Raw genomic sequence first — 17,252 nt, forward strand, 5'->3', positions numbered from 1 at the left:
TTTTCTATTAGAATGATATTTAATCAACAGCGGTAAAGTCTATTTTATTTTTATCATCTTGGCGTTCGTTTATTGCATGTGCTTTGGCACGAATGCGTTGTTCAAGTTGGTCGACCAAGTTGTTATTATCAAAGCGCTCTTTTTGACGAATACCATCAACATAATAGCCACTTTTTTTACTACTACCGGTTAAGCCAAGATCTGACACCATAGCTTCCCCTGGACCATTCACAATACAACCAATAATTGATACATCCATTGGTGTCATAATATCTTCAATACGTTGCTCCAATGCATTAACCGTCGCAACGACATCAAATTCTTGGCGAGAGCAGCTTGGACAAGCGATTAAATTAATACCACGACTGCGTAATTTAAGTGATTTTAAAATATCAAAGCCTACTTTAATTTCTTCAATAGGATCAGCGGCCAGTGAGATGCGAATGGTATCGCCAATACCTTGTGCTAATAATATGCCTAGACCTACCGATGATTTAACCGAGCCAGAGCGTAAACCACCCGCCTCGGTAATACCTAAATGTAATGGGTTATCAATTTGTTTGGCGAGTAATTTGTACGACTCTACCGCTAAAAAAACGTCAGACGCTTTAACGCTTACTTTAAATTCGTGAAAATTTAATCGGTCTAAAATATCAACATGACGCATGGCTGATTCTAACAAGGCTTCAGGTGTTGGTTCGCTATATTTTTCTTGAATATCTTTTTCTAGCGAGCCGCCATTAACCCCTATTCTGATCGGAATATTATTATCACGAGCACATTCAACCACACTGCGAATTCTGCTTTCATTACCAATATTGCCTGGGTTAATACGCAAACAATCTGCGCCATACTCAGCCACTTTTAAGGCGATACGGTAATCAAAATGAATATCAGTCACCAACGGCACGTTAACTTGTTTTTTGATTTCACGAAAAGCTTCAGCCGCGTCCATCGTAGGCACACTAACCCGAACAATATCAGCACCAACAGCTTCTAGCGCTTTTATTTGTGCGACTGTTGCGGCAACATTGGTAGTCAGGGTGTTGGTCATTGATTGCACGGTGATAGGCGCATCACCACCAACAGGAACATTACCGACCATAATTTGACGAGAAACACGGCGTATAATTGGAGATTCTTTAAACATAATTGTCTTTATCTTTGTTAGTGATAGTAGAGTAGAACTTGGTTTCAAATTTATTGTTAAGCTTGGTATTAATAAGCTTGTTATTGAAAATATTTTTTAATCAGTACGTTATGTCGTTTACTTAACTTGAGTAAGGAGCAGCAGTAGCGCAAAGCGAAGGTTATTAATCAATAAAAGCTAGCCTTTAACTACCGACTACTCAGCCATAGGTAAGTTAAATTTAGCAATATTACCGGTCTCAAAAGTCGACATATCTACCGGTTGACCGTTAAAAGTAATACTGGTTAATTCTGGCTTACCAATGGTAATACGCAGTGGCGCTTCTCCTTGAATAGTCATTACATAACCTGACTTTTTAACGCCCCAAGCAATTCGCTCGCCGTTAGCATCAAAAATATTCACCCAACAATCGCCATTAAAGGTAAATACCGCCGTACTTAATAGCTGTATATTAGGCTGAGATACCGTGGTGTCCAAAGCATTTAAACTTGCACTCGTTAGCGTGTTTTTCGCTGAGGTATCAGTGACTGAGATTTTAGCGATTGACGTGTTAGTCGCTAAGTTATCTTCTGTTAACTGACCCATCGCGTTATCATCAGTATGTGATTCTGCTTGTGAAGCCATTTTTTGCTCATCATCTGACGAGTTAGTATCTGTATATTGCTCACTATTTTCTAAGTTATCGTTTACCTTATTGTCTAGGTTACTAGAGACATGATTATCAGCTACCATTTCACTTTGATCATCGATAGCAGTAACCATAGCAACATCATTTATTTGCTCTCTGCTGTCTTGCTGCCACCATAAAACAGTTAAACCAATCAACACAGCAACAATAAAGTAGCTTAACCACATCACCCTGCTATGCTCTGCCTGCTTACTTGTTTCTTTAGAGAAACTGAGCATTTCACTGCGCTGGGTAGTCGCCGCATTCAATGCTTGATAACTTGCCAGTACATCATCGCCATTAACCCCTACTAACTTAGCGTAATTAGTAAGATAACCGCGATTAAAGGTAAACGGTATTAACGGGTCTAAATTATCATTTTCAATATTATTAATAATATTTATTGTTAAGTTTAGTTTACTGGCGATATGCTCCTTAGATAAGGATAGCGTTTTACGTGCGTCACGTAACATAGTGCCCGGACTTATCATCACCACATTTTCTATTAACTCTTCAGATTCATTACTAAATTTGCTGTTAGCCATTTTTTCTTCTTTGCCTATTTCATTAGCAAGGGATGCTTGATTATTCATTAATATATTTCACTGTATTAGGGGTCGCTATATAAATTTTATCGCCTGTATGGATTTTATTATTTTTGGTTATATTATTCCACTGACGTAAATTTTGTAGCTTAACGTTATATTTAATAGCGATACTGTAAAGACTTTCACCTTTGGCTACAGTATGCACAAGGTTGTGTTGTTTGATTTGGTCTATATTATTAACAAGCTTTTTTTGCTCTAGTGCTTCCGGTACGTCTTTATCATCGGTTGTCGATATAGGCAGTGTCAACGTAGAGTCAAGGGGCTTTGGTGTAAGTTGAGTAATGGATGTTGTTGTCAGAATGACTGGCGAAAGCTTTTTTATTCTTTTAGTACTTTCTACTGAAGAAGTAGGCGAAAGTTGAACCACGCGTTTATTGTTAATAACTGAGTGTTCGCCATTATTTTCTTGTTGAGTTAGTCGGTACTTTTTCGCTAATGCATCAGATTCAATAAATTCAAGTCCGTTAAGAAGATATTGTTTACTCTCCCATGATTGAGGGTACATTTTTACTAACATAGTGGCATAGTTATCTGCTGTGCGACGTTTATCTAGTTTTCTATACAATTTATAAGCTAACGCCAAGAAGTCTGCGCTAAAACGTTGGGTATTACGCTCAAACTTTTGTAAAAAACGTTGGCTTACTTGATAATTAGCCACGGCGTATTGTAAGCGCACCATTTGCAATAAAGTAGTTGTTCTATTAGGGCTATGCAATATCGATTTATGTAAATACATAATTGCTTTATCAAAATCATTAATTTGCAAATAACATGACGACAAGTTCTCATAACTTTGCGAAACCAATAAATAACTCGGTACGGCGATGGCTTTTAAAAATTGTACCTCTGCTTCAGCTACTTTGTTTTGCCGACATAAAAACACCCCGTAGTTATTTAACGTGTCAGCACTGTCCGCCTTAATTGCTAAAGCTTGTTCAAATGACTCAATAGCTAATTTATTTTCACCGACGGTTTCATAATAGTGGGCAAAGGCAGTATGTACTTGGACTAAGGCGGGGGAGAATTTCTTTGCTTTTTCAAGGTTTAGCTTTGCTTGTGACATATCACCCATACGTAAATAACCTAACCCCAAAGAAATACGCGTTACCGCCATTTCATCACGATTTGCTTGTTTTATAACAATGGGTTCATTATTTTCAAAGCTTTGGGTAATACAGCCACTTAGCAAAGGAGCACTTAATAAAGAGATAGAGAGTGCAATTAACCGTGTTAAACTATATTTAGCCGTGGCTTTACCTATAATATGCAACGCGTTAACCGCCTCTTATTGTACTTTCACTATACCAATATAATTATTTCACTAAAGCACTGTTATCGTTATTAAACGACTTTAATAGCGATAGTGTCAGTTTTAGCTTGGTTTTTCAATGAACTTATTTCAGCATTTCTACTGGCACTAAAGGCACTACGCTTAGTTCTATCAAAAACATCACCTGCTAATTGACCACAAGCAGCGTCAATATCATCACCACGAGTACGCCTGGTAATAACCGTTAACCCATAACTTTGTAATACTTTATCAAAGCGGTCGATACGAGAGTTACTTGAACGTTTATACGGTGAACCAGGATAAGGATTAAAGGGAATTAAATTAATTTTACTCGGTAAACCTTTTAACGCATGGGCTAATTCATGTGCTTGGTCGGTACTGTCATTAACATGATCAAGCATAACGTATTCAATAGTTGCTTGTTTGTTGGCTTTTGAGCCGTCAATATAGCGACCGGCTGCAGCAATAAAATCTTCTAGTGGATATTTTTTATTGATAGGGACTAGCTCATCACGTAATTTATTATTAGGCGCGTGAATAGAAATAGCTAAAGCACAATCAATTTTTTCTTTTAACATATCTAATGCGGGTACAACACCTGAGGTACTCACCGTTACTCGACGCTTAGACAAGCCATAACCTAAGTCGTTCAACATAGTATCAAGTGCAGGAATTAAGTTTTTCATATTTAACAAAGGTTCGCCCATGCCCATCATAACAATGTTGGTAATAGGTCGAGTACCGGCAATACGTGTTGCGCCAATATCATTGGCAACACGCCATACTTGGCCGATAATTTCAGACATAGATAAATTGCGGTTGAAGCCTTGTTGTGCGGTAGCACAGAAGGTACATTCTAATGCACAGCCAACCTGTGAAGAAACACACAAGGTTGCACGATCATTTTCAGGGATCCAAACGGTTTCAACTTCTTGTCCACCTTCAAGCCTTAATGCATATTTAATAGTACCGTCTTCTGACACTTGTTTTTCAGAAATTTCTGGTGCGGATACTACACAATTACGCTGTAATTTTTCACGTAATTTTTTATTAATATTGGTCATTTGCTCAAAGTCGCTGTAACCAAAGTGATAAATCCACTTCATGATCTGATCAGCTCTAAAAGGTTTCTCCCCAATAGACTCTAAGTATTCACGCATACCCTTATGATCAAAATTAAGTAGATTTACTTTTGTGTTTACATCACTCATACAACAAACTCTCAATAACTAAGGCTAAAACTAGCGCTAACACATATTATGATACTAACGACAGCGGCATTACGGCGGCAATAAAACAGCCTAAAAAAACAGGAAAAAATTGTACACTAATTAAGCGACAATCGCAATTTTACTAGGTATATCTTAGGAGGATTTATTATCCACTTAAAATAATAAAAGGACTTTACCGAAACCAGTAAAATCCTTTTAATTTTATTTATTCTCTACTATCAAGCAAACGAAGTAGTAAGCTTTACTATAGATTAATAAATTTAGCTGACTACTGAATTAACGAGTACGTGGACAAATTTCGTCATCAGAGAAGAAGTAAGCAATTTCACGTGCTGCTGATTCTAATGCATCAGAACCGTGAGCTGCGTTTTCATCAATGCTATCAGCAAGGTCAGCACGAATAGTACCAGCAAGTGCTTCAGCTGGGTTAGTAGCACCCATAATTTCACGGTTTTTAAGAACAGCGTTTTCGCCTTCTAATACTTGAACCATTACTGGACCAGAAGTCATGAATTCAACTAAAGCGCCAAAGAAAGGACGTTCGCTATGTTCAGCGTAGAAACCTTCTGCTTTTTCTTGGCTTAAGTGAATCATTTTTGATGCAACGATTTTTAAACCAGCAGTTTCAAAACGGTTGTAGATTTGACCGATAAAGTTTTTAGCAACTGCGTCTGGTTTTACGATAGAAAAAGTACGTTCGATAGCCATGATAAGCCCTTATAATAAATTTAAATTAAAATGTAAGTAGATATCAAATGAAAGTGAAAGTGACATCTACCAATTTTGGCGCGATTATAAACGAAATTAGTGTAAATTCCTAATACTTACCGTCGATTAATCAGCATAATATTTCACTTTTTCTACTGGTCCTTTAGTCGTAGTCTTTTAGTCTTAAGCTTAAGTATTCTGTCACATTAAAATGAAAAGTTTAGCTTATTAATAACTTACTAAATTACGCTGTAGCGCAAGCCACTTATGATGTCTTTACTTTACTCATTTAAAAACACTAAAAATTTAATCATGGCGTTTAAAAAAATCTAATTTTTACTTGTTACATTTGGTCACATTGTCGAAAAAATTCTGACATGCTTTCATAGTTCACTGCCAATTAATATTAATCAAGGGCAGGAATAGTCATGCAACTTATTAAACGTAAACATGGTGCTGAACAGCCATACTGGCCAGCTGGGCCGTTTAAAATCAGATTACCTTTTATTCATTACCGCTGGGAACTGCCAGAAATGATACAAGGCTTTTTTATGTTCGTGGTTGGTTTAGCCATGATCCCTTTACTTGAAAGCTATTTAGGTATGCCCTATGAAGCAGCCTTAGCTTTCACTTTTATTGCTGGTGTAGGTTATATTTTACCTGGACTCCTTGGCGTGCCGCTAGTTCCTGGCTGGATAACGCCAGCAATCCCCGTGGTATTACTTTATTTAAAAGGTTTTGAACCGGGTCCTGAAGCAATAAGAGCATTATTTGCCTTACAAATTGAAGTGTCGCTTATCTTTCTTATTTTAGGGGCAACGCGTCTTGGTTCTAAGTTGGTTGATGTTATTCCCAACTCACTAAAGTGCGGTATTATTATTGGTGCTGGTATGGCAGCAATGATGGGTGAATTAAAAGTCGGGGGGCGCATTGACGCCACGCCTATTTCATTAATTGTTGGCTCTATTATTTCAGCGTATATATTGTTCTCCCTATCCTTTAAAAATGTTATCAATCAAAACGTATTAGCTCGAAAAATAGCTAATTTTGGTATGGTCCCTGGTATGATCATTGCGATGCTTGTTGGTTGGGCCGTTGGTGAATACCCTTTACCGGACATCAAATGGGGCATTACTAACCCTGATTTTTCGTTAATGTGGCAATACTTACCTTTTACTGTTGGCTACCCTGACTGGGAAATATTTTTACTGGCTATCCCGACAGCCATCATTGCTTATGTTATAGCCTTTGGCGACATCCTTGTTGGCTTTACTCTAGTTAAGCGTGTTGATCACATTCGTGATGATGAAAAAATAGAAGAAAACGTTGATCGTGTGCATTTAGTTACCGCTATTCGTAATGGTTTTCATGCTTTTTTAGCGCCTTGGCCTGGGCTTGCAGGTCCATTGTGGACGGCTGCGCATGCCACTGTAGCTGAGCGTTATGCGATGGGTCGTAAATCAATGGAGTCTATCTATAGTGGCGGTGGTACTTTTTGGATGAGTGGTTTACTGGCTTTATTCGCCTTACCTTTAGTCACTTTATTTAAACCGGTATTACCTATTGCACTGTCACTTACCTTAATACTTACCGCGTATATATGCATTATGGTGGGTATGGAGCAGCTAAAAAATTCAACCGAACGAGGGGTGGCTGGTATTGTTGCGGTTACCTTAGCCATGCCAGATCCAAAGTCAACCATGTATGCAGTCTGCATTGGTGTAATCCTGTACTTCCTCATTGAGCGCCCTAAGTTAATGGGTAAACATCATAGTAAAGATAGTGTCATCTTTTCTGATGAATCACCACAAGACGAATTAACAACAACTAAGACTAATACCTAGTAATATTGGAATTTATACATGAATACAAACATTTTTGAACAATATTTAGAGCCAAATGAGGCTAACTATATAGCACTAACTCCTATTTCATTTTTAGAGCGTTCAGCCTTTGTTTATCCGAACAAAACCGCAACAGTTAATGGTGATATTCGCCACACTTGGTTAGAAGTTTTTCAACGTTGTACTCGCTTTGCTAGTGCTTTAGCTAAGCGAGGTATTGGTCGAGGTGATACAGTATCGGTGATAGCACCAAACATTAGTGAACACTTTGAATTACATTTTGCCGTTCCCATGAGTGGTGCAGTACTTAATTCCATTAATACTCGCCTTGATGCCGAAGCGATTGCTTTTATACTAGTGCATGCTGAAACCAAAGTACTCATTACCGATAAAGAGTTTAGTCCTCTAGTTAAAAAAGCACTACGCATGATTCCGCATAAGCCGTTAGTGATTGATATTGACGATCCTAACTTTAACGAAGGAGAATTAATTGGCGAGCTCACTTATGATCAGTTACTTAACGAAGGTGACAGTCATTTTGAACCGCTACGACCAAACAGTGAATGGGATGCCATTACGTTAAACTATACATCGGGTACAACAGGTGATCCTAAAGGTGTGGTTTATCACTACCGTGGCGCATATCTTAACGCTGTGAGTAATGTCATGTCATGGAGTATGGGTGAGCACCCAGTCTATTTATGGACCTTGCCTATGTTTCACTGTAACGGTTGGTGTTTTCCCTGGTCAATTGCTGCAACCGCTGGCACCAGTATAAGTTTGCGTCATGTGCGCGCTGAGACTATATTTGATTTAATTAGAGATGAGAAGGTAGGCTACTTTTGTGGTGCACCTATTGTGTTAAATATGCTTAACGGTGCTGAAGCTTCATTAAAAGCAGACATCAATCATAGCGTAAAAGTAATGACCGCAGGTGCTCCGCCGCCTGCCTCAGTTATTGAAGGCATGGAAGCATCTGGTTTTAAGGTAACGCATACTTATGGCTTAACCGAAACTTATGGCCCTTCAGTTGTTTGTGCTTGGCACGACCAATGGAGTAATGAAAGTGTTGAGCAACAAGCAAAGTTAAAATCTCGTCAAGGAGTACGTTCACCTATGCTTGATCAACTCATGGTAGCTGACCCTGAAACCCTAACGCCTATGCCAAAAGATGGTAAGTCTGTCGGTGAAATATTTATGCGCGGCAATTTAGTCATGAAAGGCTATTTAAAAAATCCTTCTACCACGCAAGCGGCATTCAAAGGTGGATGGCTGCATTCAGGTGATATTGCGGTGTGGCATAACGATGGCTATATTGAAATAAAAGATCGCTCTAAAGATGTTATTATTTCAGGTGGTGAAAATATTTCCAGTGTTGAAGTGGAAGACATTTTATATCGCCACCCGAAAGTACAAGAAGTCGCGGTTGTCGCCAAAAAAGATGCTAAGTGGGGAGAAAGCCCTTGCGCCTTTATTACGGTAATGCCAAATGTTGATATAACAGAAGAAGAAATTATCAGCTTTTGTCGAGATAATATGGCACACTTTAAAGTACCTAAAACCGTTATATTTACAGAACTGCCAAAAACGTCAACGGGTAAAGTACAAAAGTTTATTTTACGCCAACAAGTAAATGAATAAAGTTCAAGGCTTATAAATAGTAGTACCTCCCAACACTACTATTTTTGGGGCTGGCTTATTGTCAGCCCTTTTTTTATCATAAATGATCTGCTATTAAGCTATTAGGCTATTGGTGATTAATGTTTTTACAGCAAAAGCTCTCCCGCACTTTTTTTTCTGCCATTGTTGCCATTTTGTTGCTACTGCTAGTAGGTATCTATTGGTATTCCGTGTCCTTAATTAACAAGGAAGTATACAAAATTGAAAAAAATGCCAGTCGCTTAGTTTTAAATAACGTTTTTGAATTAGCCAGTACCATGCAACTCAACTTAAAGCCGCGTAAAGCTGAAGTTGTGCAACGACTTCGTGAAATAATAAAGCATAGCGTTATTGCCAAAACGGGTTATATTTTTATTTTTGATGAACAGGGGCATATGCTACACCACCCTAATCCAAATATTAATGATACTAATGCCTTAGCACTTGAGGACCCCAAAACAGGACAACCCATACTGCAGGAACTTATTGCCGTAGCAGATACTGGTCAAGAACTGGAATACTTATGGGACAAGCCTAGCGATCCCAATAATTATAGTTACGGTAAATTATCTCTAGTAAGGCATTTACCTGAACTAGGTTGGTATATTTGTAGCTCTGTTTATATAGACGAACTACAAAGTAGCGGTAAGTTACTTAGCCAACGTATTTTAACGATGGGACTTATGGCGTTTATGTTTGCTATTTTGTTAGCCTTTATTTTTTCATCTTGGGTAACTAAACCCATTAATAACTTAGCCTTAATTGCCCGCAAAGTGAGTCAAGGTGATTTAACCGTAACCAGTGGTATCTCACGTGCTGATGAGCTAGGTATTTTAGGTGAAGCATTTGACCATATGGTTGAGCAAATGCGTGAAAACATTGAAATGCTTGATTTAAAAGTAGCTTCTCGAACACAAACATTAGCAACGACCAATGCCCAACTACAACAAGCACTCAGCGAAAGTCAGCATGCACAACAGCAATTAGCGCAAGTACAACACATTAATGCGGTGGGTCAGTTAGCAGGAGGCTTAGCACACGACTTTAATAATATACTGACCATTATTTTAGGGAATTTACTCGTTGCTCAACAAGATAATACCAACAATGAAGCCTTATTATCACGTTTGCTGCCGGCAATCAAAGCGTCGCGTAAAGGCAGTGATATCACTAACCGGTTACTCGCCTTTTCACGACGACAATATTTAGCACCTTGTCATGTCAATATCATGGTATTGATTAATGAAACTCTCGAGCTATTAAAAGGCTCTTTACCCAGTAAAATAATTATTGAAAAAAACATCACTTTTACTGATGAACAACTACAAGTGTATGTAGATGCCAACCAGCTAGAAAATTGCCTGATTAATTTAATATTAAATGCAAAGGATGCTATGCCAAATGGTGGCGTTATTCGTTTAGTCATTAATAAAAGAGTAGTGACTAGCTCTGTGCAGTTTGATGAAACTGTTATCTTAGGTGATTATGTTGAAATCGCTATTATAGACAACGGTTGTGGTTTTTCTGAACAAGCATTTAGTAAGGCATTTGAGCCCTTTTTTACCACCAAAGACTCTCATCAAGGCTCAGGTCTGGGGTTAAGTATGGTTTTTGGTTTTATCAAACAATCACAAGGCTATATTCGAATTGCCAATCAACAAAATGGTGGTGCCAAGATATCATTCTTATTACCTTTAGTACCTGTTGAAATAGTTGATAGTGAAAAAGTAGAAATAAATACACCACTAATGACTAAACACAGTGAACAAGTATCGACAAAAACAACAAAAGAAACTGATTTTTCGAATAAATTAATGTTATTAGTTGAAGATAACCATGATGTACGCAAAGTTATTAGGGAGCAATTAATATCATTTGGTCTTAATGTTATTGAAGCTAGCGACAGTGATGAAGCAGAGCAACTTATTGATACTATTAATAACTTATATGGTATGGTTTCAGATGTTAGTATGCCGGGTAACAAAGATGGTTTTGAGCTTGCTCAGTTATTAAAGCAGCGTAATCCGAGCTGTAAAATTGTACTTATCAGCGGCTATTTCTACCCCCCTACTAAGCCAAATCAAGAGACGCCACTATTATTGAAAAAACCTTTTATGGCAAGTCAATTATTTCAAGCACTACAATAAAAAATTACCGAGGTGATGACACTTGTGAATACTAAACCATTAATTTATGTGATCGATGATGAAGCTGATATATGTACCTTAGTTTGCCAAGAGCTTGAGCGCTATAATTTTAATACGCAAGCTTTTACCACAGGTGAACAGGCTTTATTGGCAATTAAAAAACAACTTCCCTCGCTGTGTATTATTGATCTTGGCTTACCTGATATGGATGGTTTGTCATTAGTTAAAACGCTTTTTGATGATAAAAAAATTGGCGTTATTATTTTATCGGGTCGCAATAGCTTACCCGATAAAGTATTGGGGTTAGAGTTAGGTGCCGACGACTATATTAGTAAGCCGTTCGATCCACGCGAATTAGTTGCTCGGGTAAAAAGTATCATTCGGCGATTAGAAGTCAATGAATTATCTCCGTTAACCTTTCCTACCGCCAGCTTTGGTGAGTGGACATTTGAGCAAGCTACTCATAACTTGTCTAATAGTAAAGGTGATAGCTTTATGCTTAGTGCTGCTGAAAATGAAATACTCATGACACTACTCAAAGCCCCTAAACAGATACTATCCAGGGAGCGTTTATTAAGTGAAGATACCACCTCTTTTGATCGAAGTATTGATGTGAGAATGTCACGGTTAAGAAAAAAAATAGAGCAGGATCATAAAGCGCCGAAAATAATTAAAACAGTGTACGGTGCTGGTTATATTTTTACCTTAGACGTCACATGGCACTAATACTAACAAACAGGTTAATAACCTCATTTTTAGTAATTTTAGCGGCTGTTAAACTAAAAAACCTCAACACTGTTTGCACAAAGTTGAGGTTTTTTTATTTGCGTTAAGCTTTGTTAACTATTAAATGCTTACTCTGCGGTATTGACGATATTCAGGCTGCCAATAATTACGCTCAATTTTTGCTAGTAATTGCTCATCAGTTAACTCTAAAGCTAAACCTTGCTTATAAGCGACTTTAGCAATAGCAAAAGCAATTTCTTTACTAAGCTGTGCAATCGCCGTTAACGGTGGTAATAATTGATCAGATTCATTATTAGCCAAAGGTGAGGCTGCAGCTAAGGTTTCACTCGCCACTTGTAACATCTCTTCGGTAATACGACTGATGTTTGCTGTCACTACAGCTAAACCGATACCTGGGAAAATGTAACTATTATTACACTGAGCAATAGGGAAAGTTTTTCCTTCATAGACAACCGGTTCAAACGGGCTACCTGTGGCAATAATCACTTGTCCTTTGGTCCAATTAATAACCTGAGTCGGTGTTGCTTCTACTTGGCGAGAAGGGTTACTTAATGGGAAGATGATTGGCAGTTCACAATGTGATTTCATTGAAGTAATAACTTCTTCAGTAAACAAACCCGCTTGACCTGAAACACCAATAAGAATATCAGGTTTCGCACCGTGCATTACTTCAACAAGTGAAGCGAATTTACCAGTGATATCCCAATGAGCAACAGCCTCTGTGCTTTGTACTAATTTTTCTTGGAAGTCACGTAAACCTTCCATGCCCTCAGTTAATAGACCAAATCTGTCGATCATAAATACTTGGCTACGTGCATCTTCAGGAGTAATGCCTTCACTGATCATTTGGCTGATAATTTGTTCTGCAATACCACAACCAGCTGAACCAGCACCAACAAAGGCAACACGTTGATCAGATAACTTAACACCTTTACTGCGACAAGCAGCAAGTAATGTACCTACGCTCACTGACGCTGTACCTTGAATATCATCATTAAAACAACATATCTTATCTTTGTAACGCTCTAATAATGGCATAGCGTTCGGCTGAGCAAAATCTTCAAATTGTAATAAAACCTGTGGCCAGCGACGTTTGATAGCACTAACAAATAACTCTAAGAATTCATCATAAGAGTCTTGATCAATACGTTTATGTCGAGCACCCATATACATAGGATCGTCTAATAGTTTTTGGTTATTAGTACCCACATCTAGCATTATTGGTAAGGTATGTGCTGGGCTAATACCACCACAAGAGGTGTAAAGAGACAGTTTACCAATTGGAATACCCATGCCACCAATACCTTGGTCACCTAAACCTAAAATACGTTCACCATCAGTGACTACAATAACCTTTACTTTATTTTTAGTGGCATTACGCAAGATATCATCAATGCTAAATCGGTCAGCATAAGAGATAAATAAACCACGTGAACTACGATAAATATCAGAAAATTGCTCACAAGCATCGCCAACAGTAGGCGTATAGATAATTGGCATCATTTCAGCAAGGTGGCGTTGTACTACTTTGAAAAATAATGTTTCATTATTATCGTGAATAGCACGTAAATAGATATGCTTGTTGATATTCGTTTTAAAGCTATTGTACTGAAGGTATGCACGATCTACTTGTTCATCAATGGTTTCAAAACGTGGTGGTAAAAGCCCTGTTAAGTTAAAGTGACCGCGCTCTTCTTTGCTAAAAGCGCTACCTTTATTAAGTAAGGGGGTCTCTAATAAGGTAGGACCTGCGTAAGGGATATAAAGTGGACGTTTAGATTGAGACATTTGACTGACTTCTTATATGTTTGATGAATAATGAGTATGTGCTTAATTATTGCCGCAAAGTATAAATGATATTATAGCTGCTGCAAAGTAAGGAGGTACTAGAGTTGCCTAAAAACAAATATTATTGTGTTAATAGATTTTAACAAGGCATTTTGATTCTACGATGTGGAAAACTCATTGGTAATTACCGTCAAAAAATAAGGACATCTATTTATCTGGCGTTAATTACCACTCATTAAATATGATACCAGTGACTATCAATCTACTTCTGCCATCCATGCTAATTGAATTGCTTCAAGTACCCGTTCGCCACAATGTTTTGGATCATCATCAAAACGCTCTAAATCAAGTACCCACTGCCTTAAGTCGGTAAAGTGTAGTTTAAATGGATCAACATCTGCATGTTGTTCGATCAAATCTAAAGCAATCTCTTGAGAGTCACTCCAAAGCAAACCTTTTGTCATAATATTTACCTATAAGCCTATATTAATGGTAGATGCTGTTATATTTATCTAACGATTTATTTATCATTGAATATTAACGCTATTTTCATAATGTGAAAGTATATTCACTATCCATCTCAATATTTCCCCAAGTAATAGCGTGAACATTATCTAAATTTTAGTTATCAAACGTTAGTCATCAAACTAAAATAACAGCTGAAAAAAAAGTAAATCTACAACTAACATTAGTACAAGCCAAATAAATATCAACCTCGCTTTTTGACAAAAAGCACAATCAGTATGCCACCATTTTTTAAATTGACTTTTCATATCAAGTTCACTAATTCTCTCGTCATTGCACTAGGCTTCGCCCTTAATAAAATGCCTTTAATATAGTGTGGCTATATTGAAGGCATTGTTTATTAACGATAGTTAATTACCGTGATGACACTCAGTCGAACAGTAAATAAACACTAATGGTTATTTACTGGTGTGATAGGCGCTTCGACTACTGTTTCAACAACCTCATCAGCTACTTTGTTTTCAATTACTTGTGTAGCAGGCCCTGCTACTTCATTTATTACTTCTGATGGAACTCGTTGTTGAGCACGCAACGTAGAGGCTTTTTCCGCTTCCGCTTTTACTTCTAAAGCGAGAGCCTCTTTTTTAGCTTTTTCTGCCGCCGCTTTCACTTTTCTCTCTGCCTCTTTTTTAGCATTAGCTTTTAACGCTAATGCTTGCTCAGCTGCGTGCTTACCCTCGACTTGCAAGACAGCTTCTTTGTATGCCGATAAACGCACTAGTTCAAGATCCTTACTTTGTAATTGTTTATTAAGCTGAGTATTTTTCATCACTAAGGCATCATATTTATTATTTAAAGCCATTAATTCACTAGTCAGTTCAGTACGTAGGTTTTCAGTCGCCGCTGATGACTGATTACTATCACTTTGTAGTGCTAATACCTTATCGTTAACTACCGTTAACTTACCTTTAAGTATTTCTGCTTGCAGCGCGATGGCTTCAACTTGCTCTGCCATCGGTAAATCACGAACATCGGCTGTTCCTAACGCTTGCGTTATTGAATGCAGCAATGTTTCTTTGGTCAGTAAATATTGTTCATAAACACTACTCTTGGTCTCTTTTAACGTATCGACCTCTTTCGCGGTATGATAGAGGTGAGCAAGCTCAAATTCAGCTAAGGCTACCGCAGCGTTAATCTCATCGCTAGCACGGGGAGTCGCGGTAATAATGGCGTTAGCATTACTACGCGCCGTTAATAATTGTTGGTAACTTATTGGGACATATTTAGCTAAGCGCTTTTTATTAATATAGGCAATATCGGTATCAAGTTGTCCTAACGCATTTTTACGTACGGTACGCACCTCTAATGCTTGCATACTGGTAAGTAGCTCTGGTTGTTTACCTTGTGCTGTGCTGACTTTTCCTTCATCAATATACTCAACAAGCTCATCAATTATCTCATCAATTTCTTGATAATCTTTAGCATACACTTCAGGTGCGCCAATAGCTTGTAATACTGCTTTTTGGGCAAACGTCGCTGCTAAAGTAGTTTCTGCGGTTTCTTTTATACTATAAGCAAACTTTAAACGTTGATTGGCAAGCGCAATATAGTTGATGATCTCTTGTTTAGCGTCTTTGTACTGTTCGGTATCACTTTGAAAGATATTTAACGATGATGCACCATTTTGTCCTATATCCATATATTCTTCAGTGGCGTTGTCAAACTCTTCAAGCGCTTCTTGGTAGGTACCTGGAGCAAAATAATCAAGTCGATCTTTTTTACCTTGGTTAATATCTTGCTTCAATTTATCAAGAGATATTTTTGCTTCAACAAAATATTGTGTTTGTTGATTAACTTCAGCGCTTTGAGTCATTTTTGGTGTAGAAGTTGACTGACAGGCTGTTAAAAGCGAGAGTCCTATACAAGTAATACAGACGGTGAATTTTTTCATTTAAGGTCCTTTTTAGATTAATTATTGGTACGGTGTACATTATGTTACTTAGATTTTACAAATTATAACGCGAATATATTGCCGTTAACACAAGAGTTCGAATAGATAAAAAAAACTCGCCGAAGCGAGTTTGTTAATGGCCGTACTTATATTGTATGTATTGAGATGAGTTCTGACTTTACATATTTATACCAATTTGATTAAGTTAGTATAAAAAGCATCACTCAAAGTGATATATCAACAAATACCATCTATCGCAGTATATAGCCGCTTAATCTGATTCGGTGAACCTTATACCCACCTGATTAATTATCTGATCATTTCTACTAGTTAAAACAATCAACTACTACGTTACTTAATTAATGAAACTGGTATTACTTGTAAAAAAAGCCGACTTGGAATAACTAGCCGACCAAAAGGGGAGGAATGGATAACAAGTCGAGACCGTTACGTGCTCTGTCCGTAGAGTAACTGAATGATTTGATCTAGCTTGGGGACTCCCCTAAAACAGGAGTGAATAAGTTAGCTACTTGCTCATCGTTGGGGCGCGGGTAGCCGCTTTTTTCGCGACAAAATCTACTAATTCTTGCTCGGTTATGGCTTTGTCTGCGTTACTATCAATTTTTTTAAAAGACTGCTTTAACCATTCATTTTTCCCCTGTTCGGCCTCTTGCTGACTTAACTTGCCATTTTTGTCAGTATCTAGTGAGGTAAAGGTAAATTTATCCCCAGGCTCTTTTACTACTGGCGTTTCAACAACTACGGTTTTCACCGATGTTTCTGCGTACACCAAGGTATTTTGTTCACTTTTATTGGTTAAAGCATCATCAGCAATGACCAAAAAAGAAGCCATACTGACAATGACTACCAATGCGCTTATCTGCGTTAAATTGTTACTATTCATGAATATCCTATTTTAAATCTATGTCTTAACCTATGCTTTAACGTTAACTATTAACGCCAACGCATTTAGTTAACTAATGAATAGCACACAG

General features: G+C 37.7%; 13 protein-coding genes. 4 read left to right on the forward strand and 9 right to left on the reverse strand.

All coding sequences use genetic code 11. The features are described from left to right. Nucleotides 1-19 precede the first annotated feature (19 nt). The 5 genes from ispG to ndk all read right to left on the reverse strand — a co-directional run bounded on the left by ispG (nt 20) and on the right by ndk (nt 5,656). Nucleotides 20-1,150: a flavodoxin-dependent (E)-4-hydroxy-3-methylbut-2-enyl-diphosphate synthase gene (ispG, locus tag FCS21_RS00820; RefSeq protein ID WP_138620094.1), complete on the reverse strand. Its 1,131-nt coding sequence runs from the start codon at nt 1,148-1,150 to the stop codon at nt 20-22. A 195-nt stretch (nt 1,151-1,345) separates the two neighbouring features. Continuing rightward, complete coding sequence (locus FCS21_RS00825; protein ID WP_138620095.1) at nt 1,346-2,410, reverse strand: RodZ domain-containing protein; 1,065 nt, start codon at nt 2,408-2,410, stop codon at nt 1,346-1,348. Next, nucleotides 2,403-3,695, reverse strand: coding sequence for a type IV pilus biogenesis/stability protein PilW (gene pilW, locus FCS21_RS00830; RefSeq protein WP_246046934.1), 1,293 nt, complete (start codon nt 3,693-3,695; stop codon nt 2,403-2,405). The genes FCS21_RS00825 and pilW overlap by 8 nt, the downstream gene beginning before the upstream one ends. A 71-nt stretch (nt 3,696-3,766) precedes the next feature. Continuing rightward, nucleotides 3,767-4,927, reverse strand: coding sequence for a dual-specificity RNA methyltransferase RlmN (gene rlmN / locus FCS21_RS00835; RefSeq protein WP_138620096.1), 1,161 nt, complete (start codon nt 4,925-4,927; stop codon nt 3,767-3,769). A 297-nt stretch (nt 4,928-5,224) separates the two neighbouring features. Continuing rightward, nucleotides 5,225-5,656 (reverse strand): nucleoside-diphosphate kinase, encoded by a 432-nt coding sequence (gene ndk / locus FCS21_RS00840; protein WP_033092026.1) that lies wholly within the window; start codon nt 5,654-5,656, stop codon nt 5,225-5,227. Nucleotides 5,657-6,084: 428 nt separating this feature from the next. Here ndk and FCS21_RS00845 point away from each other — a divergent pair, with 428 nt between their 5' ends. The 4 genes from FCS21_RS00845 to FCS21_RS00860 all read left to right on the forward strand — a co-directional run bounded on the left by FCS21_RS00845 (nt 6,085) and on the right by FCS21_RS00860 (nt 12,032). Continuing rightward, nucleotides 6,085-7,500 (forward strand): solute carrier family 23 protein, encoded by a 1,416-nt coding sequence (locus FCS21_RS00845; RefSeq protein WP_138620097.1) that lies wholly within the window; start codon nt 6,085-6,087, stop codon nt 7,498-7,500. 18 nt (nt 7,501-7,518) lie between these two features. Continuing rightward, nucleotides 7,519-9,141, forward strand: a complete 1,623-nt coding sequence (locus FCS21_RS00850) for an acyl-CoA synthetase (protein ID WP_138620098.1) — start codon at nt 7,519-7,521, stop codon at nt 9,139-9,141. A gap of 119 nt (nt 9,142-9,260) precedes the next feature. Beyond that, complete coding sequence (locus FCS21_RS00855) at nt 9,261-11,306, forward strand: cache domain-containing protein (protein WP_138620099.1); 2,046 nt, start codon at nt 9,261-9,263, stop codon at nt 11,304-11,306. A 24-nt stretch (nt 11,307-11,330) separates the two neighbouring features. Further along, complete coding sequence (locus tag FCS21_RS00860; RefSeq protein WP_222927934.1) at nt 11,331-12,032, forward strand: response regulator transcription factor; 702 nt, start codon at nt 11,331-11,333, stop codon at nt 12,030-12,032. Nucleotides 12,033-12,152: 120 nt separating this feature from the next. Here FCS21_RS00860 and FCS21_RS00865 read toward each other — a convergent pair whose 3' ends face one another. From FCS21_RS00865 to FCS21_RS00880, 4 genes are all read right to left on the reverse strand, one after another. Next, nucleotides 12,153-13,841: an NAD-dependent malic enzyme gene (locus FCS21_RS00865; RefSeq protein ID WP_138620101.1), complete on the reverse strand. Its 1,689-nt coding sequence runs from the start codon at nt 13,839-13,841 to the stop codon at nt 12,153-12,155. A 257-nt stretch (nt 13,842-14,098) separates the two neighbouring features. Continuing rightward, nucleotides 14,099-14,305 (reverse strand): Fe-S cluster assembly protein IscX, encoded by a 207-nt coding sequence (gene iscX, locus FCS21_RS00870; protein ID WP_222927935.1) that lies wholly within the window; start codon nt 14,303-14,305, stop codon nt 14,099-14,101. Between the two features lie 452 nt (nt 14,306-14,757). Then, nucleotides 14,758-16,257 carry a hypothetical protein gene (locus tag FCS21_RS00875; RefSeq protein ID WP_138620102.1) on the reverse strand — a complete coding sequence of 500 codons (1,500 nt, stop codon included), beginning with the start codon at nt 16,255-16,257 and terminating at the stop codon, nt 14,758-14,760. A gap of 526 nt (nt 16,258-16,783) precedes the next feature. After that, nucleotides 16,784-17,161 carry an EF-hand domain-containing protein gene (locus FCS21_RS00880; protein ID WP_138620103.1) on the reverse strand — a complete coding sequence of 126 codons (378 nt, stop codon included), beginning with the start codon at nt 17,159-17,161 and terminating at the stop codon, nt 16,784-16,786. Between the last annotated feature and the right edge of the window lie 91 nt (nt 17,162-17,252).

The organism is Colwellia ponticola, from assembly GCF_005885605.1.
Classification (GTDB): domain Bacteria; phylum Pseudomonadota; class Gammaproteobacteria; order Enterobacterales; family Alteromonadaceae; genus Colwellia; species Colwellia ponticola.

What these genes read in the sequence shown, in the direction of transcription:
- FCS21_RS00880 (WP_138620103.1), bottom strand. Translation starts at nt 17,161, where the DNA reads ATGAATAGTAACAATTTAACGCAGATAAGCGCATTGGTAGTCATTGTC.
- iscX (WP_222927935.1), bottom strand. Translation starts at nt 14,305, where the DNA reads ATGACAAAAGGTTTGCTTTGGAGTGACTCTCAAGAGATTGCTTTAGAT.
- FCS21_RS00825 (WP_138620095.1), bottom strand. Translation starts at nt 2,410, where the DNA reads ATGAATAATCAAGCATCCCTTGCTAATGAAATAGGCAAAGAAGAAAAA.
- ndk (WP_033092026.1), bottom strand. Translation starts at nt 5,656, where the DNA reads ATGGCTATCGAACGTACTTTTTCTATCGTAAAACCAGACGCAGTTGCT.
- FCS21_RS00850 (WP_138620098.1), top strand. Translation starts at nt 7,519, where the DNA reads ATGAATACAAACATTTTTGAACAATATTTAGAGCCAAATGAGGCTAAC.
- FCS21_RS00875 (WP_138620102.1), bottom strand. Translation starts at nt 16,257, where the DNA reads ATGAAAAAATTCACCGTCTGTATTACTTGTATAGGACTCTCGCTTTTA.
- ispG (WP_138620094.1), bottom strand. Translation starts at nt 1,150, where the DNA reads ATGTTTAAAGAATCTCCAATTATACGCCGTGTTTCTCGTCAAATTATG.
- FCS21_RS00865 (WP_138620101.1), bottom strand. Translation starts at nt 13,841, where the DNA reads ATGTCTCAATCTAAACGTCCACTTTATATCCCTTACGCAGGTCCTACC.
- rlmN (WP_138620096.1), bottom strand. Translation starts at nt 4,927, where the DNA reads ATGAGTGATGTAAACACAAAAGTAAATCTACTTAATTTTGATCATAAG.
- FCS21_RS00845 (WP_138620097.1), top strand. Translation starts at nt 6,085, where the DNA reads ATGCAACTTATTAAACGTAAACATGGTGCTGAACAGCCATACTGGCCA.
- FCS21_RS00855 (WP_138620099.1), top strand. Translation starts at nt 9,261, where the DNA reads ATGTTTTTACAGCAAAAGCTCTCCCGCACTTTTTTTTCTGCCATTGTT.